We start from the raw sequence: 22385 nt of genomic DNA, 5'->3' as shown, positions 1-22385 counted from the left end.
TCCACGGGCACCTCCGGGGCCTTGGTGTCACTCACCACGTCAGTCATCAACTGTCGCTTCCAGCTCGGGAGTTACACCAGTGACCGTACAGACCCCACGGGACACCCCTGGTAGTTCGGAGAAGCCAGGTCGAGAACCAGGTCGGCTCACCTCCGGGGCCGGTCCAGGTCAGCTCCTCCCTGCGGAACCCGACCCATGCCATCGCTGGCGAGCCGGAGAGGAGCGTGCAGTGCTCGCAGGAGCACAGTTCCCTGTCAAGTCGATGTGTTCACGTCTTGTGCTCCTCTGTGTGGTGGCGTGCGGTTGTGACTGAGCGCTTCAGTTGGCGAGTGAGTGGTTGAGTTGGCGAGTTGAGCTACGCCAGCCGCCCGCGGAGCTGTGCCGAGCCACGATAGTTGGCACCTGGCCACGCTGGTTGGCACCGCCCTCGCTCATCTATGCCAAGATTCGAGGGTGGAGATGACCGACGTCACGCGTGCGATCGCGGCTGCGACTTCGGTCGCCGCATCGCTCGACCTGCTGGCCGACGACGCGATCGTTCTCCACAACTCGAACAAGCTGGCACTGCGGCTGACGCCATGCGGCGTCCTTGCCCGGGTCGCCCCTGTGGGACAAGAGGTTGCACAGTTCGAAGTCGAGCTCGCTCAGCGGCTCGCCGAGGTCGGATGCCCGGTGTGTCCCTTGGAGCCTCGGGCGGACCCGCGTGTGTACACGCGCGATGGCTTCGCAGTGACGATGTGGACCTACTACGAGCCCGTGACACCTCACACCTCACCAGTCGACTACGCCAAGGCGCTGGAGCAGCTGCACGCCGGCATGCGCAAGGTCGATGTGCCGAGCCCGAGGTTCACGGACCGGATCACGGAGGCGGAAGAAGTTGTCGCCGACCGGGATCGCTCGCCGGAGCTCGCCGACGCAGACCGCGTGTTCCTCAGCGGCAGGCTAGCAAGCCTGCGACGAGCGATCGACGACCGCGGCGCCGTGGAGCAGCTGCTCCACGGCGAGCCGCATCCAGGCAATGTGCTCAGCACGAAGAACGGCCCGTTGTTCATCGACCTTGAGACGTGCTGCCGCGGACCCGTCGAGTTCGACCTCGCCCATGTTCCCGAGGCGGTCTCCGAGCACTACCCGAACGTCGACCAAGGGCTGCTGGACGAGTGCCGACAGCTCGTCCTCGCGATGGTCGCCGCGTGGCGTTGGGAGCTTGGCGACCAGTTTCCGAACGGGAGGCGATTCGGAGAAGAATTTCTGCGCGCACTGCACGACGGTGCTCCTTGGCCGACACTCGACACGATGAACAAGCGACTGGGCGGCCTGTAGAAATCGCCGAAGGTCACGTGAAAGCGGCAAGGAACCAAGCGACGAGACTGTCGCCGTTACAACCCCATGCGCGCCGGCCTCGCTGCCGCGCTGAACCATGGCGCCGGTGCCAACAAACGTGGCAATTCATTACAGATGCCAAGAATCTTGGCCAGACGGTGCCAACTAGCGTGGCCAGGCCGTCGGGAGCCCCAGGTCACACAGCCCGATTAGTGCCAACTATCGTGGCCCGGCACAGGAGACGCGTGTGCTGGCCTGGGGCAACACGACAGCGGCACCGCAGGCCAGCACGAACGCCGTCAAGACGCTCCCAGGCGGGACAGCCGGGTTAGCTATCGGTGCACGAGGGCCAGTGGTCTACCGCCCACTCCGGCCAGCCCGGCCAGCCCGCCGGCGGGGTCGGAATCTCGCCGCCGTCGAGTTCGGCGGCGTCAGGCACCTGGAACTTCTCCCGCCATCGGTCTACGTCGGCCTCACTCATCGGGAACGTCTGATGCGGTGCCGTCGCCTGGCGGTGCGCGATGCGGGCGAGCTGGACGTCCTTGTCCACGGGCAGGTAGACCACCTGGCATGCTGCCCCAACCGACCGTGCCAGCCAGCGCAGTGCCGACCGTTCATCGCGGTCCCAGAGCCCGTAGTCGAGCACGACACTGGCCCCCAGCCGCAGCGCCTGCAGGGCGACCGAGATGAGCCGCCCTTCGAGCACAAAGCGCTTGCCGTCGGCCATCGAATCGCCGAAGAGCGGGACCATCCAGTGATCCGGGGTCAGCCGCAGCGCCAGATGCGTTACGGCGAGCTCATTGGCCCGGGTGGTCTTCCCGGCTCCGGGGAGCCCGACCATCAGGAGCAGGGTGGCGACACCCGGGTCCTGCGTGACAACGGGTCCGGCTGCATGCGGGCATGGGAACGGGAATGGGTTTTCGTACTGTGAATCGAAACGCTGCGACTGAGACATGTCTCCCCTGATCAGGCAGGATGGCCCGGCAGCACAGAAACAAGTGTGTGACTGCCGACAGAACACTGATCCGGCGGTACATCAGCAAGGGGCCGTAGTTACGGCAACCTCGGATACCGCCGCAAAGCGGCGGTACGGGTAGTCATAGCAGCGCAGCAGCACATGCCTGCACCATAGCCGACCCGGACGTCGATCCGTCAGCAACCTGCGCGTCAAGCGAACCGGGCTCAGTCCTGCGGCGCCCTGAACGTGGCTCCGCCAATTCAATCGCTCATCCGCCAACTGAAGTGCTCAGTCACAGCGGTGGTGGCCGTCGAAGGAGTGGGACGGCCACCCGACGGTTCGGACGAGCAGCTCCTGTCAGGCCGACTGTGCCTCGTTCACCGGCGCGATGTAAGCCGCTTCGATGAAATTGATGAACCTGTGTGTGTTCTCGTTGCCGAGCATGTTCCCGATGCAGGGGAGCATGTGGCGGGCGACTCTCAGTTCTTCGCCGATCTCCCGATGTTCCACTCACCCAGATTCTTCGAAGCGGCCCACAGTTCTCAAAGTCCTGGGATGTGGTCGTTCGCTTTCTTCTCGTCAGGTGTAGACGGCCCGAATGCCTCTAGGACGTAGCCCAGCGCCTTTCTGAAGTCGTCCTGGTTGAGCATCCCCTAGACCGTCTTGGACTACCGGACGGCTCTCGCAGAGTTCTCCGTCATCCTGGCCGAGCAGGTCCCACTGCGGGCCCCGGCCCGGGAGTTAGCGCCCTGCTGGCGGGCGAGGACGGGATCCCGGCCGGGATCATCGAGGGTGCGGGTGAAGTCGCCGGCCAGTGGACGGCGGTCAACCGGCCGCGCTGTGCTCGGTCTCCGGCACCGGGGGCAGCCAGCGCACGGCGCTGTCGTGGAAGGACGCGTGGATGGGCACAAGGTCTGTGCCGCTGGTGTCGTCGAGGGCGGTGACGTTGATGCCGATCTCAGGGATGTCGCTGTCGATCGCCGCGACGCGGCTGCCACAGGTCGGGCAGAAGCCGCGCTTCGCCTCGCCTTCGAGCCCGGCTGCGGCCGGAGGCCGCGGGCGTGCCGGTGCACGGCGGCGTGCGCAGGGTGCCGGGGCTGCGCCGCGAGGAGGTCGCGCTCCTGACCAGAGTGAGCACGGACTACTACACCCGCCTCGAACAGGGCCGGCACCCCAACGTCTCCGAGGCTGTCCTGACCTCCGTGGCCCGCGCCCTGCGCCTGGACGACACCGAGCGGGACTACCTCCTCGAACTCGCCCGTCCCCGCGCCGCCGGAGCGACCCGCCGCCGTTTTGGCAGTGCGCCGCGCGTCCGCGCGGATGTCCATCGCATGCTGGACGTCCTGGGCGGCGTCTCACCCGCCTTCGTCGCCAACCACCGGCAGGAGGTGTTGGCCTCCAACCATCTCGCCCGCGCGCTGCTCACGGACTTCGAGGCACTGCCGCACCGCGAGCGCAACTTCGCCCGCTACGTCCTACTCGACCCCGCAGCCCGTGACCTGTACCCGGAGTGGGACGAGGTGGCCTCGACCGTTGTCGCCAACCTGCGCCTGGCCACCGGACGTCACCCCGACGACCCCGGGCTCAACGAGTTGATCGACGAACTGTGCGTCAGGGTTCCCGAGTTCAATGGCTGGTGGGCCAGCCGCCGGGTGGACCAGTGCGCCCACGGCACCCAGCACTTCTACCACCCCGTGGTCGGCGAACTGACCCTTCAGCACGAGACGCTGGCCTTCCCCGCCGATCCCGACCAGCACATGTGCCTGTACACGGCCGAGCCCGGCTCCGCCTCCGCGCAGGCCCTTGCCCTGTTGGCCAGTTGGACCGCCCCGGACCGTGCGTCGCTCGCCCCGTCCCCGCCGCCCGCGCAGGGTGCCTCCCATGAGTGGCCGGAGACCTCGCACGGAAGGAATCCCTCATGACACGTCGCGCATCCCCCGGGATGGCGAAGTACTCCTGCCGGTGAAGGTGTTGAGCTGCTTGTAGGGCGTTCGAGGTGCGGTCGGCTGTTGCGGTTATTCCGTGGGGCGGCGCGCCTGTCTTACTTCGCGGTCGATTGCCCAGGCGTCCGCTACTGGGCCCACGTGCCCGAGCTTGTCGGGGTTGATCACCGAGCGGATCGTCTGGATCTGCCCGTCGAGTACATCGAGCGCCAGGGTGTGGAGCACCTTGCCGTCCCGGTCGCGGAAGATCGCGCCCGGCTGGCCGTTGACCTCGTGCGGCTCGAACGTCACGTCGATCCGGGCCATCCAAGGGAAGACGGAGGCAAGCAGCCGGGCCACGTTCTCGGCGCCGATGACGGCCCTGGCCAGCTGCGGGGCCTTGCCGCCACCGTCGCCGACCATCGATACGTCGGCGGCGAGCAGGTCCTGCAGGCCGGCGACGTCGCCTTCGCGGAGGGCGTCGAAGAACCGCGACGCCAGTTCCTCCCGCTCTTTGCGGTCCGCTTCGAAGCGGGGCCGGCCCGCGGCCATATGGCGCCGCGCCCGTACCGCCAGCTGGCGGCACGCCGCCTCCGAGCGCCCCACCGCCGACGCGACCTCGGGAAAGCCGAAGTCGAACACCTCCCGCAGTACGAAGACCGCCCGCTCGAGCGGGCTGAGCCGCTCGAGCAGCAACAGGGCCGCCATCGACACCGAATCGGCCAGCTCCGCCGACCGCGCCGGATCCTCGTAAGGGTCGGCGAGCAGCGGCTCGGGGAACCACGGCCCGACGTACTCCTCCCGACGGACGCGGGCCGAGCGCAGCACGTCGATCGAGATCCGGGTCACCGCGGCCGAGAGGAAGGCCTTGGCCGACCTGATTTGTGCGGGGGAGGCCTCGAAGCGCAGCCAGGTCTCCTGGACCACGTCCTCGGCCTCGCTCACGCTGCCCAGGATCCGGTAGGCGATCGAGAACAGCAGCGGCCGCAGCTCCTGGAACTCCTCGGTCCTGCTCATGCCAGCTCCTCCTTGAAGCCCTGGCGCCACGAGGGGTAGCGCAGCTGCCAGCCGAGTTCCCGCTTGGCCTTGGCGTTGGAGAAGCCGAGCCCCTCGGTCATCATCGCCACCGCCATGTCCCCGGCCAGCAGTCGGGCCAGCCACGTGGGGATGTTCATCGGCCGCTTCGCCCCCGCGCACGCAGCCAGATACGGCAGCCACGCGCTGACCGGGGCGGGCTCGTCGTCGACGATGTTGAACACGCCCGCCGCCTTCTGCTCCACGGCCAGGACGGTAGCGCTCGCCGCGTCGTCGAGATGCACCCACGAGAAGTAGCCGTTGCCGCCCCCGACCAGCGGGAACTTCCGCCGGCGCACGAGCTTGACCTGATCATCGGTGGCGCCCGGCCCGTAGAACGGCCCGTAGCGCAGTACCGCGCCGCCGGCCTTGACGACCACGTCCTCGACGTAGCGCAGCGCCTCCGCCGATGTACGCAACTTCTCCGACAGCTCCTCGGGCGGCAGCAGGTCGTCCTCGGTCACCCAGCCGCCCTCGCGGGCTGCGTTCCAGGTGGCGAGGGACTGCGCGACGACGTGCGAGACGCCGGTCGCCTCGGCGGCGGCCAGCAGGTGATCCGTCCCTTCGGTGCGCAGCCTGATGGTGGGGGCGGCCCATCGGTCGGGGTGCTTGAAATCGGGCTTGCCCGCATGCGCCACGGACAACGCGGTCATCTGGTGCACGATCGCGTCCGGCCGGGCCGCGCCCACCGCCTCGCCGACCGACACCGCGTCCAGCCCGTCCATCACCACCCCCTGCGCGCCCAGCTGCTCCACCACGCCCAGCTTGGCCGCGCTCGTCGTCGTCGCCGTCACCTGGTGCCCCCGCGCCACGAGCTGCGGCACCAGGCGCCGCCCCATCGCCCCGGCCCCGCCTGCCACGAACACTCGCATGATCATCACCCTCCATGATCGACCCCCGAGACGAGACAGCCCAGCCGTCTCAGGCGTTTTTGAACCCCCGGTCCTGAATGAGACGGGGCTGGATGATCGGGAACTGTGTGTTGGCCGCCGGTCAGCCGGTGAAGGACTCGGGGCCGAAGCGGCCCCACGCGATGAATGCCGCAAGCGCGAGATAGATCAGGTTCAGCACCACAAACTTGGATTCGCCGAGTCGGCCATGGGTGACCATCGCGCCGACCATCAGCAAGACCCAGCAGACGGCAGTCACCGGCACCAGAACCGGTGCGATGTCGACCGCGGCTGGCAGGATCAAGCCCAACGCAGCCAGGAGCTCGAGGACGCCGAGGGTCTTGACGAAGCCGACGCCGGCGCCTTCGGTCCATCCCCCACCATGGGCCGCAGCCAGTTTCTCCTTGGGTACGAATGTCTTGCTGATGCCGCCGGTCAGGGCTACTGCGGCCAGCAGTCCGGCAGTGATCCACAGCGCGAGGTTCATCGTCTACTCCTTGATCGAGGATTGCCTGCACCTCGTACGACGAGACAGCAACCCCGCCTGTGACATCTCCGAACACCCGGGCACCGGCATGGGAAGGCGGGGTGTCGGCGCCCTTACGACGCAGCACGGTCCACCCACTTGCCGAAGGCGCGCGGGCCCAGCCCGGTGAACGGGGCTCCAGGACGGTGACGGTTGTTCGGATGACGTCGTTGATGTCGACGGGTTTGCGTGGCTTCTGGCTGGCGGCCGCATCGGAGAGCAGGCCGTTAGACGCCGTGATGGAGCCCGAAACTGAGGGCGCCGACGACGACGCGGGCCAGGAGATGCTACGAGCCAGACGGACCAGAGGTTCGGCGTGTACCGGCCTCGTGGAGCCTGACGCCTGCGTAGGAGTGATGCCACGTCAGGATCATGGGTGCAGGCGGGCTCTCTCGGGAGGGAGTTGACGAGAAACCCCGGGCGCGAGGCCCGAACGGGCAGGGCTGTCGGGCCCGCCCCGGTCGGGCGTGACGGCCGGGTCACAGCCGCAGGAAGAGGTATAGCGCGGCCCAGACCGCCAGGCCGATGCCGAGCGCTGAGACGAGGGCGGGCGCCTGCACGGCGACCATCACGGCGAGCGCGGACCGGATCTCGTGATGGAGAACGGCCGAATCATCGAACAGGGCTCATACAACGAACTCGTCCACGCCGGCGGACTGTTCGCCGAACTGCTCGCCTTGTCCCTGGACCGCTGACGACGAAGTGGGTCGGGCCAGACGATCACCGAAGGCGGGCGGCATCTCAACGGCACGGCGGGATGGCTACTCGGGCAGCGGGCGGTCGTGGACGACGTTCTTCATGACCAGGGTGGAGGTCAGGCGCTGGACGCCCGGCAAGGTGGCGAGCTGCTGGTCGTAGAGCTGCTGGTAGGCGGCGAGGTCGGTGGTGGCGACGCGTAGGAGGTAGTCGGGTTCGCCGAACAGGCGCTGAGCCTGGATAACGTGCGGGACGGCGGCCACGGCTTCTTCGAAGGCGGCGACGGTGTCGCGGTCCTCCCAGCGCAGGGTGGCGAAGACCACGGCTTCGAAGTTCAGGCCGACTGCGGCCGGGTCGACGACGGCGCGGTAGCCGCGGATCGCGCCCTCTCGTTCGAGGTCGCGCAGGCGTCGGTGGCAGGGCGAGACGCTCAGTTGCACGCGGGCGGCAAGTTCGGTGACCGTCAGGCGGCCGTCCTGCTGCAGCTCGGTAAGAATCTTCCGGTCCAGGGCATCCATGAGCAATATTCTCCCCCATTGAGCGCGGTAGTGGGGTAAAGATGAAAACACTTTCGGGCATATCGCACCTAGTCTTCCCTCTCAGAGCAAGGAACGTGAGAGGGATCGACCATGGACACGACGACGATGGCGGCTTTCCTGGCAGTGGATCTGCTGCTGGTGTTCACCCCCGGCGCCGACTGGGCCTACGCGATCGCCGCTGGGCTGCGGGACCGGTCGGTCGTCCCGGCGGTTGCCGGGCTGATAGCCGGATACGCGGGATACACGCTGCTCGCCGTGGCCGGCCTGGTGGTGATCGTGGCAAGCTCGGCGACCCTGCTCACCGCGCTGACCGTCCTCGGGGCCGCCTACCTGGTGTGGCTCGGCTGGGGCGTGCTGACACGGCCCGCCGGCCTGACCGCGTCCACGGAGACCATGGCGTCCTCGCGCCGGCAGATCATGCTGAAGGGCGCTGGGATCAGCGGGCTGAACCCCAAGGCGCTGCTGCTGTACTTCTCGCTGTTCCCACAGTTCATCGACACCGCAGGCAGCTGGCCCGTTGCCGCCCAGACCGGGCTGCTCGGCACGCTCCACATGACCGCCTGCGCCGTGGTCTACCTCGCCGTCGGCGTGCTCGCCCGCACCGTGCTGAAGACCCGGCCCTCAGCGGCCCGGGCGGTCACCCGCGCCTCCGGTGCCATGATGATCGCCATCGGAGGGTTCCTGCTGGTGGAACGCCTGGCCGGCTGACGGACCCACCTCACCCGTTCACACACTGTGATGTCCGCGAAGGAGAGCATGTGGAAGACCAGGCGCAACAGGAACAGGCGAGCCCGGACGTACAGGCGCGCATCCAGGCCAGTTTCGACCGCCAAGGGCTGATGAGCCACCTCGGTGCACGCATAACCCGCATCGCGTCCGGCCGCGTGCACATCGTGCTCCCCAGCCGGCCCGAAGTGACCCAGCAGCACGGGTACTTCCACGCCGGCGCCACCAGCGCCATCGCGGACAGCGCAGGCGGCTACGCGGCCTTCACTCTGTTCCCCGAGAACACCGAGGTGCTCACCGTCGAGTACAAGATCAACCTTCTCGCGCCCGCCATCGGCGACCACATCGAGGCGGTCGGAACCGTCCTGAAGTCCGGACGCACCCTGACCGTGTGCCAGTTGGAGGTATTCGGCGTCCAGGACGGCCGACGCTCGCTCGTCGCCAACGGACAGCAGACGCTGATCCGCGTGAACAGGCCCGAGCAGTGAGTTCGCCGGCGGATCGCGGCGCCGAGCTACTGCCCGCCTGGGTGACCTGGCAGCGCAGGCCGTTTCCCGACGCCAACCTGCTTCTGCTGCACGGGCGGCAACCGGCCCTGGTCGACAGCGGGTTCGTCGGCCACGCCGAGGAGACAGCGTCTCGGGAACTCTGTGTGTGCCTGTGGGTTTCAGGCTTTTCGGGCGCGGCGTGGCCGTCTGTCGCCTGGAGGTCCGAACCTCGGGGTGAGGGTGTGGACTTCGGTGGCGTGCAGGTGGTGGAAGCCGGTCCGCTCGGCGGCGCGGGTGCGTCGCCGACAGGTTCCGCGTGAGAGCCGCGCCCGGCCGGCCGGAGGAGGCTCCGGCCGGGGTGGGGCGGGTACTCCATGACCTGGCACCGGACCGGGAAGGGCGGGTGTCTGGGTGTCATGCCCCGCCGGACGCTTTACCACCCGGGTGGGGGTGGTGGCGGGGACCGTACGCGCTTCGGGCATACGGCGGGAAGTCTTCACGGCCTCAGCGGGGGCCGGGGCCTGTTGTCCCGCGGCGTGTGGGGCGCGCCGACGGGGTGTGTTGGCCGGTCTGCCGGGGGTGGGGCGGCTCTTGCCCGGGGTGGTCTTCGGCCCGCGCGGCCGGGCCGGGGCCGTGGAGGCCTGGCGGGCGCGGCGCAGGCGGCGGGTGGTCTTCTTCGGGCGGCGCACCGAGCGGACGGTGCCCTCTACCGTGGTGCGGATGGTGCGGGTACCGGTGGCGCGTTCGGTGACGGTGTGCGTCTGGGCGAGCAGGCCACGCGCGGCGATCCGGCGGGCGGCAGCATGGTCGCGGTCCATCGACAGCCCGCAGCGGGCACAGTGGGCCCAGGTCCAGCCGCGTTCATCGAGCCGGTCCGGTGCGGGATGGTGTCCGAGCGGAGCGAGGCATGCGGGGCAGCGGGCGGAGGTGCCGCGGGCCGGGACGGTGACCACCGCGATCCCCGCCTTGGCGGCCAGGTGCCGGATGGCTTCGGCGAGGGTGCCGCGCACCTGCCCGGACAGCCGGGCGTTGCCGCGCCTGCGGCCGCGCGCCTGAAGGGTGGCCAGGTCCTCCAGGTAGATGACGGTGGCGCCGAGTGCGGTTGTCTGGTCGACGGCCCAGCGCGCCGCCGACCACGCCAGCGCCTGGTTGAGGTGACGGATACGGGCACACACCCGCTCATGCTCCACCTCCAGCACCGCAGCCCGGTCCAGCAGTTCGCCCCAGGCCCGGTGTGGGGCGCCGAGCCCGTTGGCGAGCTGTTGATAGTGGTCACGTTTGGCGGCGAGGTGTTCGCGGTGGCTGCGCAGCCGGTGCAGTTTCGCGCTGACCGTGGTGGCGTCGAAGATCAGGGGGCGGCCGTCGGTGACCACCCTGCGGCCTGGGCCCTGGCCGGACAGGCGGCCCACGATGCCGGTGAGCAGGGTGTTGACGCCCCAGTCGAACCCGACCGCCACCCGGTGCCCGGACGCGTTGGTGGCCGGGGCGGGGCGCGTGTGCGGCAGGTCCACCGCGATCCGCCCGGCCCGGGTGGGGCGCAGGGTTGGGGTGTGCAGCACCGCGTCCGGGCCGACGGTGCCCGGCAGCCGCAGGTCGAGCACGTGCCAGGCCCACTCCCTTCCCGAGGCCGGGGCCGCGCACAGCGGGAGCTTGACCCGCAACCTGGCCGTCGTACCGTCCACCCGCTGAAGGGTGACCTGCTGGCGGTCCATCGCCGCCAGGAGTACCTGCGCGGCGACCTCGGGCGGGCCCTCCAGCTCACACAACCCGACCGGAAGCCGCCCGTGCTCACGCATATAGGCGTTCGCCTGCCGGGTCCGGTTGCGGATCTCCGCACCACTGACCCCGGCGGGCAGGACGGCCCGCAGCGCCGTCCACTCCGCCTCGCTGCGCCGACGGGGATCGGCGGGCCAAGTGGCCAGGATGGCCGCGACCAGGGTGCGTCGGTGCACGGTCAGCCGCAGGGTCCGCGCTGCGTACTCCTCCGCCGCCCGGCGTACCCGGTCCGAGACATACACCCCCTCGGCCGGGGTGGCGGCCTTCGCCCAGCTCAGACGCCTCAGCGCCATCCACCCCTTGGACGGCAGTGATTCACCCTGCCCGTCGACCCCGGCGGCCAGCACATCCAGTGAGTCCTCGTCCCACCGGGCGGCCACCAGTTGCCGGGTGAGGTCTCCGCACAGGTCCGTCAGGAAGGACACCCGCTCGAACAGCAGCCGCCGCCCGACCCGCTCACCACTGCTCTCAACCACACCACGGAAGGCGGTGCACGGAGCCGTCGCCATCAACCGACCCACACCCACCACCCCCACGCGGCATCGAACCGGGCACACCCCCGGTATCCGATCGGTCTAACGACCGACCATCACACAAAGACACGCACCCCGGCGACACCACCCGATTCATGCAGGAAACCACAGCAAAACCACCAACAGTTGAAGACCCTCCTGGGCACGCGCACAGACCGGGCACATCAATCTGGTCGTGAACACCCACTGGCACTCCGACCACGTCGGCGGCAATGCGCTGCTGCAGGCGATGGGCGCCGGGATCGCGGCCGGCGCTCCGGACGCGCAGGCTGTCGCCCGGCGGGATGCGGGCTGCTGCGTGGCGGAGTACCTCGACCAGCCGGTCAGCCCCTACACCGTCGACGTGCCGCTCGACGAGGGGCAGATCCTGCGGCTCGGGGACGCCGACTGGGAGGTCGTACACACGCCCGGGCACACCCCCGGCCACCTGGCGCTGTGGCTGCCGGAGGAGCGACTCCTCGTGGTCGGTGACGCGCTGTCGGATTACGACGTCGGCTGGGTGAACCTCGCGCTCGACGGGCCCGATGCGGCCGCCATCGCACTGGCCTCCCTCCAGCGGATGGCAGATCTGGCCCCGCGGGTGCTGCTGCCCTCGCACGGTCCGCTCCCCGCCGATCCCGGTGCCGCGTTCGCCGCCGCACTGCGCCGCGCCCAGCGGCTCGTCGACGACCCGGCCGGGGCGGTCTGGTACGGCGCGCGACGGATCTTCGCGTTCGCCCTGATGATCCGTGACGGGATTCCCGCCGACGAGGTCGAGCCCTACCTGCACGCACGGGCGTGGCTGACGGACGCGGCACGGCTGTTGGGCAGGACGCCCGAGGCACTGGCCGCCGAACTGGTCGACACGATGCTCCGCAGCGGCGCCGTCGTCTTGCGCGACGGACGCCTGCACGCCGCCGCCGAACACACCCCGGTCACGGCTGAATCGCTGCGTGTGCCGTTCCCCCACGCATGGCCGGCAGCGGCGCCGATCCGCTAGTCAGAAGGTGTGCGGGTCCCCGGCTGCTGCCCGCACTGGCTGCGGGCGCTCAAGCCCGGCGGGTTGCTGTGCTTCACAGCTCTGCACACCAACTCCCATGGCGACGGCCCGTCCCCGGCCGTCGCAGCCCGCCCTGAGATCCTGCATCTCGCCGCGGCGGCGAAGGCACCGTCCAGATGTGGGTCCTCACCCCGGAGTTGTGGGGGAAGCTGCTCGTTGAGCACGGACTGCTGGTTGAGCACATCGAGGGACTCGACGCTCCGGAGGACGACAACCACGCCTCGTACCGGATCTTTCGGGTGCGGCACCCGTAGGCCGGCAGTGCGGGGGTGTGGCGGCCTGGCCGGCTCTTCGGCCCGAATCGGGGGCTCTGCCAGGGGACGTTTCAGGTGGGCTGGTGGACGCGTTCCAGGTCCAGTAGCCGGAGCTTGCGCTCCAGGCCGGCGGCGTAGCCGGTGAGGGCGCCGTCGGCGCCGATCACGCGGTGGCAGGGCCGTATGACCAGCAGCGGGTTCGCGCCGATCGCCGTACCGACCGCACGCACCGCCGCCCTCGGGGCGCCGATCTGCGTGGCGATGTCCCCGTAGCTGAGGGTGGTGCCGTACGGGATGGCCTCCAGGGCCTTCCACACCCGCTGCTGGAACTCCGAACCGCTGGTGACGCACTCGATGTCGAAGTGGGTCAGCGTGCCGTCGAAGTACGAGCGCAGCTGGGAGACGATCTCCGTGAACGCGGCCGCGTCCTCGGTCCAGCCGACCTGGACCACGGCGCCGCGCTTCTGGCCCGGCATCGAGAGTGAGGCTAGCCGGGTGCCGCCCTTCGCGGTGGCCGACGTCTCGCCCACCAGCAGCAGTTCGCCGAGCGGGCTGTCCATCGTCGTGTAGAGCGTCATCGGGCTCGTTCCTTTCCAAAACCCTTGAATCGCGTTCTGCGATCAACTATGCGGCTCGTACGCCGCTCTGACCGGCGGGATTCGGACATCACGCTGCGGGAGCGGCTCGGACCGGCCGAGCCCGGGAGTCGTTCATCAGTATCCGGCCCCATCGAGTATCCGGCCCGGATGGCATCCGGCCCGACCCTGCCGAGCGGTCACCTGCCCCAGATCTTCCGGTACGCCTCGCGGTAGCCGGGCGGGTCCCAGGCGGTGGCTCCCTTGCTGTTGGCGGCCGTGGCGATGTGGACCGGGGCGACGTATCCGCTGGCCGGCTGGGAGGCGAAGGCCCGGTTGAACTCGTCGATGATCTGCCAGCCCTGCTGGGACAGGGGCTCGGGTGCGGTGGCGGCCTGGAAGTGCTTGCTGTTGATGCGCTGGAAGGCAGACGGGTCGCCGTCGCCCGCGCCGATGTTGAAGGGAGGGCCGGAACCCGGCTTGCTGGCCGCACTCAGGGCGGGGGCGGCGTCGGCGAAGTACAGGTCGTTGATGGCGGCGGAGTGGGTCCACTTGTCGCCGAAGCGGGAGAGGAGGGAGGAGACCTCCTGGGGGGTGCGGGTGCTCGCGTCAGAGATCGGAATGTTCTCGTAGGCCAGGAGCTTCACGCCGGCGCAGGTGGCCAGCTGCTTCTTGATCAGTTCGGACTTGTACTTGGCGAAGGGGATCGAGGCGTCGGTGAAGACGACGGCTCCGGCGTTGCCGCCGGAGTGCGCGATGATCCAGTCGGCGCTGATCTTCGCGACGTCCTCGACCCGGGTGGTCACATTGCTGAAGAGCCTGGGGTGCCGGCTCGGGCCCGGGGAGCCGACCGCGTGCCAGCCGACGAGCGGGATGTGCGCCTCGTCGGCCTGCGCAACCTGCCGCGAGGTCGCATTGGGGTCGAATCCTCCGATGACGATGCCGGAGGGCTTCAGGGCGACGGCCTGGCTGAATGCCGCCTGGATGCCGGCGGGGGTGCCCCCTCCGTCGATCACGCGGACGTTCCAGCCGATGACCTTCGCTGCCTCCCTCATGCCGCTGGCGGCGCCTGCGACACCGGGGTTGGTCATGGTCTGCGCGACATAGACGATGGTCTTGTCCGAAACCGCTGCAGGACCGCTGGTGGGGCCGCTCCAGGGGACGTTCGCCTTCTCGGCCTGCCGAACGGCTGTCATCGCGGCTGCGAGGCGGGCGGGGCAACCGGCGGTCGCAGTCCCCGTTGTGGAGTTCCCGGTGCCGGTGTCCGACCCGCGCTCGCAGCCGGCGATGACGGTGGTGGCCGCCAGCGTCATCAAGGCTCCGGCCGTGAGGGCGGTCCTGCAGTTCGAGAACACGGGTGCTCCTTGCGGTGGTGAGGACAGCGCCGGGACGCAGCCGCAGGTCACGGAGGCGACGAGGGGCGGGCTTCGGAGCCTCCCGCAGGGGTGCCGGCCGATCGGCGCCTCCCCCGGGTCGTGGTGGCGCCTGAGCGCATGCGGCGGCGGGCGGAGTAGCCGGCCAGGCCGACGGCGAGCAGCAGGGTGGCGCCGTTGAAGAGCGGGGTGGCCCAGAACTCGGCGCCGAGCTGGCCGATGCCGGCGAGGCCGATGGCGAGGACGGCCACGGCGACGAGCGTGCCCATGGCGTTAGCCCGGCCGGACTTGATCGCGGTGGAGCCCAGCAGGGCGCCCACGAAGGCGGGCAGCAGGTAGTCCAGCCCGACGCTGGGATTGCCGATCTGCTGCTGCGCGGCCAGCAGTACGCCGGCGAAGCCGACCACCAGGCCGGAACAGGCGAAGGCGAAGACGGAGTATCTGCGGGTGGGAATGCCGACGAGGTCGGCGGCGCGGGGGTTGGATCCGATGACGTACAGGTACCGGCCGAGCGGAAGCCGCTCCAGCAGCAGCCACAGCGCGGCGGCCAGGGCGAGGACGTAGAAGGCGGGGGCGGGCAGGCCGAGGAACGTCGCGTCGTAGATGTCGGTGAAGGCCGAGGGCAGGCCGTTCGGGCCGGGGACGATGCGGGCGCCGTCGGTGACCCAGCCGGTGACGGCGTACATCATGCTGCCGGTGCCGAGGGTGGCGATGAAGGAGTCGATCTGAGCGAACTCGACGACGATGCCGTTGAGGGTGCCGACGACCGCCCCGCCGAGGATCACCACGAGGCAGGCCAACGGCCAGGGCCAGCCCTCGCCCACGATCAGCTGCATCACCATGACATGCGCGAGACCGAGGCCGTAGCCGATGGACAGGTCGAACTTGCCGGTGACGATCGGGACCATCGCGCCGAGCGCGAGGATCGCGGGGACCGACTGGTTGTAAAGGATCGAGGAGACGTTGCCCAGCGTGGGGAAGGTGTCCGGCAAAGCGAGGGAGAAGACGAGGAACAGCAGGGCGGCGAGGGCCAGCAGGCCATAGGTGCCGATGAGATGCCCGCGCGCGCGGCCTGGCTGGAATCGGGACGGGGAAGACGGCGGCGTCTGTGGCGTCGGCGTCATCGAGGTGTCGCCGTTCCGGTGAGGGGTGGCATGGCCGACGCGGTATGCGTGAGCTCGGTGACGGTGAGGGCCTCACCGGTCAGCTCAGCTTTCACGGTCCCGCGGACGAATACCAGGGCGCGGTGGCACACGCCTGCGACCTCCTCGAAATCGGTGGAAACGAGAAGGACGGCGAGCCCGGCCGCCAGCGCGTCGTCGAGCAGGCGGTAGATCTCCGCCTTGGCGCCGATGTCCACGCCGGCCGTCGGCTCCTCGAGGATCAGCAGCCGCCGGGGCATCCGGAGCCACCTGCCGACCATGATCTTCTGTTGGTTTCCGCCGGACAGGGTGTTGATCGGCGCCTCGCTGTCGCGGGGGTGCACCCAGAAACGCTCGACCAGGGCCATGGCCTCGGCACGCTCACGCCGGGGGCTGGTCCAGTGCAGCGCCGGCACGCTGCCCGCCCGAGGGTTGGCCAGGAAGTTCTCCCGTACGGTCAGTTCGGCGGCGCAGCCCTCCTCCAGACGGTTGCTGGACACGAAACCGACACCGCGGTCGACAGCTGCGGCGACGGTGCGCGGGTGGTACGGCCGGCCGTCGAGCAGTGCCCGCCCGCCCAGGATCGGCCGGGACCCGATCAGCGCCCGGCCCAGGTCCATGTGACCGGCGCCGGTGAGGCCCACCATGCCGACCATTTCGCCGGCGTTCAGCTCGAGGCTGACCGGTCCCGAGTTCTCGGTCCGTACACCGTCGAGGCTCAGCACAGCCGACGCGTCGGCGGCGGGGGCGGTTGAGGGTCGGTAGTCGGCCGGTTCGCGGCCCACGATGTCGTGCACAAGGCGGGCGGGGCTCTGCCCGGCGAGCGCGCCCTGGCTGATGAGCCGGCCGTCGCGCAGGACGGCGAAGGTGTCGGCGACCTGGTAGACCTCGTCGAGCCGGTGGCTGACGTAGAGGATGCCGTGGCCGCGGTCGCGCAGCTTGTGCAGGACGTCGAAGAGGCGGGCGCAGTCGGCCGCGGGGAGGCTGGCGGTGGGCTCGTCCAGCACGATGAGATCGGCACGGGTCGACAGGGCCCGCGCGACGGCGGCCAGGGAACGCTCGGCGCGGGTGAGATCCCCGATGCGGGCGTCGGGGGCGAGGTGGCCGGCGATGATCTCGAGGGCCTCCGTGCAGCGCTCCCGCACCTGCCGCCAGGAGACCAGTCCGCGGCGGCGCGGGTAGCCGGCGCCGAGTGCGATGTTCTCGGCGACGGTCATCCACTCGACGAGACCGAGATCCTGGTGGATGAAGGACATGCTCCGGGAGGCGGCGTTCGTGCCGAGCGGGTGACCTGCCACGGTCACCTCGCCCTCATCGGCGTGGTGAACGCCGGCGAGCACCTTGATCAGCGTCGACTTTCCGGCTCCGTTCGGACCGAGAAGGGCAAGGATGCTGCCTCGATGGATGTCGAGGTCGACCTCGGCCAGCGCGAGAGTGCCGCCGAACCGCTTGCTGAGACCGCGTATGCGGACGACGGGTTCCTGATCTCGGCGCCCGCACGGCGTCATCGGGGTGTCGGGAGCATCATGCACGGGCTCTCTCCGGGGTCGGCTTCCGAGTTCGTCCCCTATGGATCAGGAACCTACTGAGGACTCATGGGCAAGGCGCCGCATGAAGAGTGCGCAGTGCGCCGTTTCTGAGATCAACCACTGCTTCATGGAACGATTCGGAATTTTGCCCGACTACATCACTTAAGTCATTGAATGTCTGGACTGTTCTCCCAATCTATCCCGGCCATGGCCTCTGCCCCGGCTGCGGCGGCTCCAGGGACGTCAAGGGCGCACTCGGCCCAGATGACCTTGCCGTCTCTGGTGTAGCGGGTGCCCCAGGCCTGGGCGAGCTGTGCAACGAGAAACAGGCCGCGGCCGCCCTCGTCGGTGACCGCTGCGCGGCGCAGGTGCGGGGCGGTACTGCTGGTGTCGGAGACCTCGCAGATCAGGACGCGGTCATGGATCAGGCGTACCTGTATGGGCCCGCTGCCGTGGCGGATGGCGTTGGTGACCAACTCGCTGAGCAGCAGTTCGGCGGCGAACATGATCTCGTCCAGTCCCCAGTCCGTCAGCCGGCGGGTGACGGCGGCGCGGATGCCTGATACGCGGGCCGGGTCGGCGGGCAGGTCCCAGACGGCGATGCGGTCGGGGTCCATGGCGTGGGTACGGGCGACGAGCAGCGCGATGTCGTCGCCAGGGTGTTCGGGTACCACGGTCTCCAGGACCGCCTTGCAGGTGTCCTCGGGTGCGCGGTCCGGGTGGGCCAGGGCGCGGCGCAGCTGGCCGAACACCGCGTCGATGTCGCGGTGGCGGCCTTGGACGAGCCCGTCGGTGTAGAGGACCAGCTGGCTGCCTTCGGGGAGGGGGACTTCGGCGGTTTCGAAGGGCAGGCCGCCCAGTCCGAGAGGCGGTCCGGCAGGAAGGTCGGGGAAGGTCACGGTGCCGTCGGGGTGAACCAGCGCGGGTGGGACGTGGCCGGCGCGGGCCAATGTGCAGTGTTGCGCGGTGGGGTCGTAGATGGCGTACAGGCAGGTGGCGCCGATGATGCCGGTGCCGTCTCCGGCGGATTCCTCGCCGCCCTCGTCACGGTCGAGGCGGGCCACGAGATTGTCGAGCTTGGTGAGGAGTTCGTCGGGGGCGAAGTCCAGCTCGGCGAAGTTGCGTGCGGCGATGCGCAGTCGCCCCATGGTGACGGCGGCATGCAGCCCGTGGCCTACGACGTCGCCGACGAGAAGGGCGACGCGGCTGCCGGAGAGCGGAATGATGTCGTACCAGTCACCTCCCACTCCGGACTCGGCGGGCAGATATCGATGTGCGACCTCGACGGCGTCCTGCTCGGGCACTCGATGCGGGAGCAGACTGCGCTGCAGGGCCAGGACCGTCGTGTGTTCGCGGGTGTAGCGGCGGGCGTTGTCGATGCAGATGGCTGCGCGGGTGGCGAGTTCCTGGGCCAGCGAGCGATCGTCGTCCCCGAAGGGAGCGGGGTCCTGCGAGCGGTAGAAGCTGGCGACGCCCAGGACGATGCCGCGCGCCAGAAGCGGAGCGGTGATGAGGGAGTGGACGTCCCACGCAAGCAGGCGCTCGGCGTGCGCGGAGTCCTGCGCAAGCCAGCCGGCGGCGACTTTCAGATCGGGTTCCAGCACCGCCTGCCCGCTGGCCAGGCAACGGAGCTGGGGTGTGGTGGGGCGTAGATCGATCCGCTCACCGACGGGATAGAAGGGACAGTCGTCGCGTATGCCATGGACCACCGTGCGACGCAGGTCCCTTCGGGGATCGGCGGACTCCTCACCGCGAAGTACGGCGTCGGGCAGGTCGATGGTGACGAAATCGGCCAAGCGCGGGACGGCCATCTCGGCGAGTTCCTGAGCGGTGCGGCTCACGTCCAAGGTGGTTCCGATGCGCGTGCTGGCCTCGGAGAGCAGCTCCAGGCGGTGTCGTGCCGCGACGGCGTGGACTGCTACTCCCGGCTCACCGAGCAGCATCAAGCGCGGGTCGGCCACGTCATCGGTGCTGTCGTCGGTGATGGCGCTGTCGTCGGTGATGGCCGACGCGGCAGCCTTGCGGGCGGTCGGGGGCTCCACCGTGGCGGCCCGGATGGGTGCGACCCCGGGGAGGAGCCTCGGCGACGGGACGGCGGATGATGGCCCGGCAGACTGCCCCATGAAGCCGAGCGGCATGCCGACGTACGCGGGCACGTCGAGTCGAAGCTGCGGTGAGTCCTCGTGAAGGACGGCCTCGACGGCCATACCTTCCACGCCGGAGGAACTCGTCACCACATGGCTCACGAGGGTGACCCGCCGACCGTGGGACAGAGAAACCTCGACGCCGGCCCGCTGGGCCGAGGAGATCAGCTCGGCGGCCTTCTCCATGAGGATCATCTGATCACGCCGGTCCAGCCCGCTCCGAACCAGCTCCTCCACCCCTATCAGCTGCCCCTTCAGGGTCGCAGCCTCGCCGATCCGCCCTCGGCGCCTGGCATCGAGATAAGCCCGCAGGAGGTCGCGCTCCCGTGCCGAGTTCTGCTCCAGCAGTCGGCGTTCGATGGCATCGGCCGCCTCGCGTATCAGGATGTCCATCACGGGGTCCGCATCGGTACGCGAACATCCGAGGGAGAGGATGCCCTCGATACGTCCGCTGAGCGGGTCCCGGACAGGAATTGCGGAACAGGCATTTGATTGCGAGCGCTCCGCGAAATGCTCAGCCCCGTAGACCTGGCAGAGTCGCCTTTCCGCCAGCGCGATACCGATGCCGTTGGTGCCTGCGACCTGCTCGGTGAAAACGAACCCTGGAACGCTCTGGATCGGAGCGAGCTGCCTGGCCATGGACGGCTCGCCGAAACGGCGCTGAACCACCGTCCCGCCTCCATCCGCGAGGCCCACGTTCATCCGGCTGCCCGCAAATGTGGACTGCAGCCAGTCGAGCACCGGCCGGGCCGCGCGAACGAGCCGACTGTCAAGATCGATGTCCTCCCGGTAGGGAAGCACGGTTTGGTCCGGCGAGAGCCCCAGCAGCTGACAGCGCTGCCACGAACTGAGGATGAGGCCTCGCACACCCCCCTCGATCAGCTCGCCTTGCAGGAACCGCTCACGGGCACCCGAGGGACCGGTGGCATCCCCCGCGAGCCCCATCTGGATCACTTCCCTCACCGGAACGTGGCCGCGGCGATCACGCCGCTTATCGGCTTCGCGAAGAGTATGAGAACTTCGCCAGCAAAAAGAATAGTGCATGGGTTTCTACATGAATTTGTCCGTATGTGCGGCAGTCGAAACCGGGCCGCCTCATGCGGCTCGACGCCCGGCCGATCGGCCGCACTCTCCCCGGCACGGTGACCACGGCACGACCCGAGGGCAGTCATTGCCACTCGTCGTCACCGGGAGTCGGCCATCAGTCCGTGGCTTCGGAGCCCGGCGGCGGAGGCCTGGAAACGGGCCTCATCGTGGCCGCAACTCGCGCACCTTTACGCCACACGGCGGCCGTTCCCCGTCCTGGTGCAGCCAGGGGGCCGGATACGGCATCCCGCTCAGCTGACACCGTTTGATCGATCAAAGTAGCGAGGGGTTAGCATATGAGCGCCGCCTAGCTCGAAAGATAAACTTGTGACTCTCATCGAGGACTCGTTCACCAACTGGAAGCACCGCGAAGAGATCGCGGAGTCGATGATCCCGATCATCGGGAAGCTGCACAGGGAGCGGGACGTCACGGTCCTGCTTCACAGCCGCTCCTTGGTGAACAAGTCGGTCGTCAGCATCCTCAAGACCCACCGATTCGCCCGGCAGATCGCCGGCGAGGAACTCTCCGTCACCGAGACACTGCCGTTCCTGCAGGCTCTCACCACGCTCGATCTCGGCCCTTCCCAGATCGACATCGGCATGCTCGCCGCGACCTACAAGACCGAAGACCGCGGTCTGTCGGTGGAGGAGTTCACCGCCGAGGCCGTCGCCGGCGCCACGGGTGCCAACAAGATCGAGCGCGGCGAGGGACGCGACGTCGTCCTCTACGGTTTCGGCCGCATCGGCCGCCTCGTGGCCCGCCTGCTGATCGAGAAGTCCGGATCCGGCAACGGCCTGCGGCTGCGCGCCATCGTCGTCCGCCAGGGCGGTGACCAGGACATCGTCAAGCGCGCCTCGCTGCTGCGCCGCGACTCCATACACGGCCAGTTCCAGGGCACGATCACCGTCGACGAGGCGAACAGCACGATCATCGCCAACGGCAACGAGATCAAGGTGATCTACGCCAACGACCCTTCGGAGGTCGACTACACGGCGTACGGCATCAAGAACGCCATCCTCATCGACAACACCGGCAAGTGGCGCGACCGCGAGGGCCTGTCGAAGCACCTCCGCCCGGGCGTCGACAAGGTCGTCCTGACCGCGCCGGGCAAGGGCGACGTCCCCAACATCGTCCATGGCGTCAACCACGACACGATCAAGCCGGACGAGCAGATCCTGTCCTGCGCGTCCTGCACCACGAACGCGATCGTCCCGCCGCTGAAGGCGATGGCGGACGAGTACGGCGTCCTGCGCGGCCACGTGGAGACCGTCCACTCGTTCACCAACGACCAGAACCTGCTGGACAACTACCACAAGGCCGACCGCCGCGGCCGCTCGGCGCCGCTCAACATGGTCATCACCGAGACGGGTGCGGCCTCCGCCGTCGCCAAGGCGCTGCCCGACCTCAAGGCGCCGATCACCGGCAGCTCGATTCGTGTCCCGGTGCCGGACGTCTCGATCGCGATCCTCAGCCTGCGGCTCGGGCGCGAGACCACCCGCGATGAGGTCCTCGACTACCTCCGCAACGTGTCGCTGACCTCGCCGCTCAAGCGCCAGATCGACTTCACCACTGCTCCCGACGCGGTCTCGAGCGACTTCATCGGCTCGCGTCACGCCTCGATCGTCGACGCCGGCGCCACCAAGGTCGAGGACGACAACGCGATCCTCTACCTCTGGTACGACAACGAGTTCGGCTACTCCTGCCAGGTCATCCGCGTCGTCCAGCACGTCTCCGGGGTGGAGTACCCGACCTACCCGGCCCCGGCGGTCTGATCCCGGCCTCCCGCCTGATCCG

At 69.1% G+C, this 22385-nt stretch carries 19 protein-coding genes; 7 read left to right on the top strand and 12 right to left on the bottom strand.

The features are described from left to right. Positions 1 to 459: 459 nt before the first annotated feature. Positions 460 to 1320: a phosphotransferase gene (locus tag ABT009_RS36910; RefSeq protein ID WP_351305286.1), complete on the top strand. Its 861-nt coding sequence runs from the start codon at positions 460 to 462 to the stop codon at positions 1318 to 1320. A 328-nt stretch (positions 1321 to 1648) separates the two neighbouring features. On the opposite strand, the gene ABT009_RS36905 is transcribed toward ABT009_RS36910, so the two are convergent. Both ABT009_RS36905 and ABT009_RS36900 read right to left on the bottom strand, forming a co-directional pair. Continuing rightward, entirely contained in the window at positions 1649 to 2161 is a 513-nt protein-coding gene (locus ABT009_RS36905) for a P-loop nucleotide/nucleoside kinase family protein (protein WP_351305265.1), read from the bottom strand. Between the two features lie 474 nt (positions 2162 to 2635). After that, positions 2636 to 2788 (bottom strand): hypothetical protein, encoded by a 153-nt coding sequence (locus ABT009_RS36900; RefSeq protein WP_351305263.1) that lies wholly within the window; start codon positions 2786 to 2788, stop codon positions 2636 to 2638. 551 nt (positions 2789 to 3339) lie between these two features. Between ABT009_RS36900 and ABT009_RS36895 the strand changes: the two genes are divergently transcribed. Beyond that, positions 3340 to 4200 (top strand): helix-turn-helix transcriptional regulator, encoded by an 861-nt coding sequence (locus ABT009_RS36895; RefSeq protein ID WP_351305261.1) that lies wholly within the window; start codon positions 3340 to 3342, stop codon positions 4198 to 4200. Positions 4201 to 4293: 93 nt separating this feature from the next. On the opposite strand, the gene ABT009_RS36890 is transcribed toward ABT009_RS36895, so the two are convergent. The 4 genes from ABT009_RS36890 to ABT009_RS36875 all read right to left on the bottom strand — a co-directional run bounded on the left by ABT009_RS36890 (position 4294) and on the right by ABT009_RS36875 (position 7904). Then, positions 4294 to 5217 (bottom strand): RNA polymerase sigma-70 factor, encoded by a 924-nt coding sequence (locus ABT009_RS36890; protein ID WP_351305259.1) that lies wholly within the window; start codon positions 5215 to 5217, stop codon positions 4294 to 4296. Further along, complete coding sequence (locus ABT009_RS36885) at positions 5214 to 6146, bottom strand: NAD-dependent epimerase/dehydratase family protein (RefSeq protein ID WP_502990035.1); 933 nt, start codon at positions 6144 to 6146, stop codon at positions 5214 to 5216. Before ABT009_RS36885 ends, ABT009_RS36890 begins: the two co-directional genes overlap by 4 nt. Before the next feature lie 121 nt (positions 6147 to 6267). Next, entirely contained in the window at positions 6268 to 6651 is a 384-nt protein-coding gene (locus ABT009_RS36880; RefSeq protein WP_351305255.1) for a DoxX family protein, read from the bottom strand. An 800-nt stretch (positions 6652 to 7451) separates the two neighbouring features. Next, on the bottom strand, positions 7452 to 7904 hold the full coding sequence (locus tag ABT009_RS36875) for an Lrp/AsnC family transcriptional regulator (RefSeq protein ID WP_351305253.1): 453 nt from the start codon (positions 7902 to 7904) through the stop codon (positions 7452 to 7454). Between the two features lie 111 nt (positions 7905 to 8015). On the opposite strand from ABT009_RS36875, the gene ABT009_RS36870 reads away from it, so the two are divergent. Next, positions 8016 to 8633: a LysE family translocator gene (locus ABT009_RS36870; RefSeq protein WP_351305251.1), complete on the top strand. Its 618-nt coding sequence runs from the start codon at positions 8016 to 8018 to the stop codon at positions 8631 to 8633. Positions 8634 to 8683: 50 nt separating this feature from the next. After that, positions 8684 to 9139, top strand: a complete 456-nt coding sequence (locus ABT009_RS36865; protein ID WP_351305249.1) for a PaaI family thioesterase — start codon at positions 8684 to 8686, stop codon at positions 9137 to 9139. A 179-nt stretch (positions 9140 to 9318) separates the two neighbouring features. Here the strand turns inward: ABT009_RS36865 and ABT009_RS36860 are convergent, their stop codons facing one another. Continuing rightward, on the bottom strand, positions 9319 to 11391 hold the full coding sequence (locus ABT009_RS36860; protein WP_351305247.1) for a zinc ribbon domain-containing protein: 2073 nt from the start codon (positions 11389 to 11391) through the stop codon (positions 9319 to 9321). Between the two features lie 232 nt (positions 11392 to 11623). Between ABT009_RS36860 and ABT009_RS36855 the strand changes: the two genes are divergently transcribed. Together ABT009_RS36855 and ABT009_RS36850 are read left to right on the top strand one after the other, a co-directional pair. Then, a complete protein-coding gene (locus tag ABT009_RS36855) occupies positions 11624 to 12427 on the top strand; it encodes an MBL fold metallo-hydrolase (RefSeq protein WP_351305245.1) in 804 nt (267 codons plus the stop codon). 176 nt (positions 12428 to 12603) lie between these two features. Further along, on the top strand, positions 12604 to 12741 hold the full coding sequence (locus ABT009_RS36850; protein ID WP_351305243.1) for a hypothetical protein: 138 nt from the start codon (positions 12604 to 12606) through the stop codon (positions 12739 to 12741). A gap of 71 nt (positions 12742 to 12812) precedes the next feature. On the opposite strand, the gene ABT009_RS36845 is transcribed toward ABT009_RS36850, so the two are convergent. The 5 genes from ABT009_RS36845 to ABT009_RS36825 form a co-directional block, all read right to left on the bottom strand. Next, positions 12813 to 13319, bottom strand: a complete 507-nt coding sequence (locus ABT009_RS36845) for a methylated-DNA--[protein]-cysteine S-methyltransferase (RefSeq protein WP_351305241.1) — start codon at positions 13317 to 13319, stop codon at positions 12813 to 12815. A gap of 197 nt (positions 13320 to 13516) precedes the next feature. Next, positions 13517 to 14629, bottom strand: coding sequence for a substrate-binding domain-containing protein (locus tag ABT009_RS36840; protein WP_351305284.1), 1113 nt, complete (start codon positions 14627 to 14629; stop codon positions 13517 to 13519). Positions 14630 to 14718: 89 nt separating this feature from the next. Beyond that, positions 14719 to 15813, bottom strand: a complete 1095-nt coding sequence (locus tag ABT009_RS36835; RefSeq protein WP_351305239.1) for an ABC transporter permease — start codon at positions 15811 to 15813, stop codon at positions 14719 to 14721. Beyond that, positions 15810 to 17363 (bottom strand): sugar ABC transporter ATP-binding protein, encoded by a 1554-nt coding sequence (locus tag ABT009_RS36830; RefSeq protein WP_502990034.1) that lies wholly within the window; start codon positions 17361 to 17363, stop codon positions 15810 to 15812. The genes ABT009_RS36835 and ABT009_RS36830 overlap by 4 nt, the downstream gene beginning before the upstream one ends. A 164-nt stretch (positions 17364 to 17527) precedes the next feature. Continuing rightward, on the bottom strand, positions 17528 to 20449 hold the full coding sequence (locus tag ABT009_RS36825) for a SpoIIE family protein phosphatase (RefSeq protein WP_351305281.1): 2922 nt from the start codon (positions 20447 to 20449) through the stop codon (positions 17528 to 17530). 468 nt (positions 20450 to 20917) lie between these two features. Between ABT009_RS36825 and ABT009_RS36820 the strand changes: the two genes are divergently transcribed. Continuing rightward, positions 20918 to 22363: a glyceraldehyde-3-phosphate dehydrogenase gene (locus ABT009_RS36820; RefSeq protein WP_351305237.1), complete on the top strand. Its 1446-nt coding sequence runs from the start codon at positions 20918 to 20920 to the stop codon at positions 22361 to 22363. Positions 22364 to 22385: the final 22 nt, after the last annotated feature.

This window comes from Streptomyces sp. NPDC002896, from assembly GCF_040295225.1.
In the GTDB taxonomy this organism is placed as follows: Bacteria; Actinomycetota; Actinomycetes; order Streptomycetales; family Streptomycetaceae; genus Streptomyces.
The sequence above is the reverse complement of the archived record's forward strand: the minus strand, read 5'-3'. Positions and strand labels throughout refer to the sequence as shown.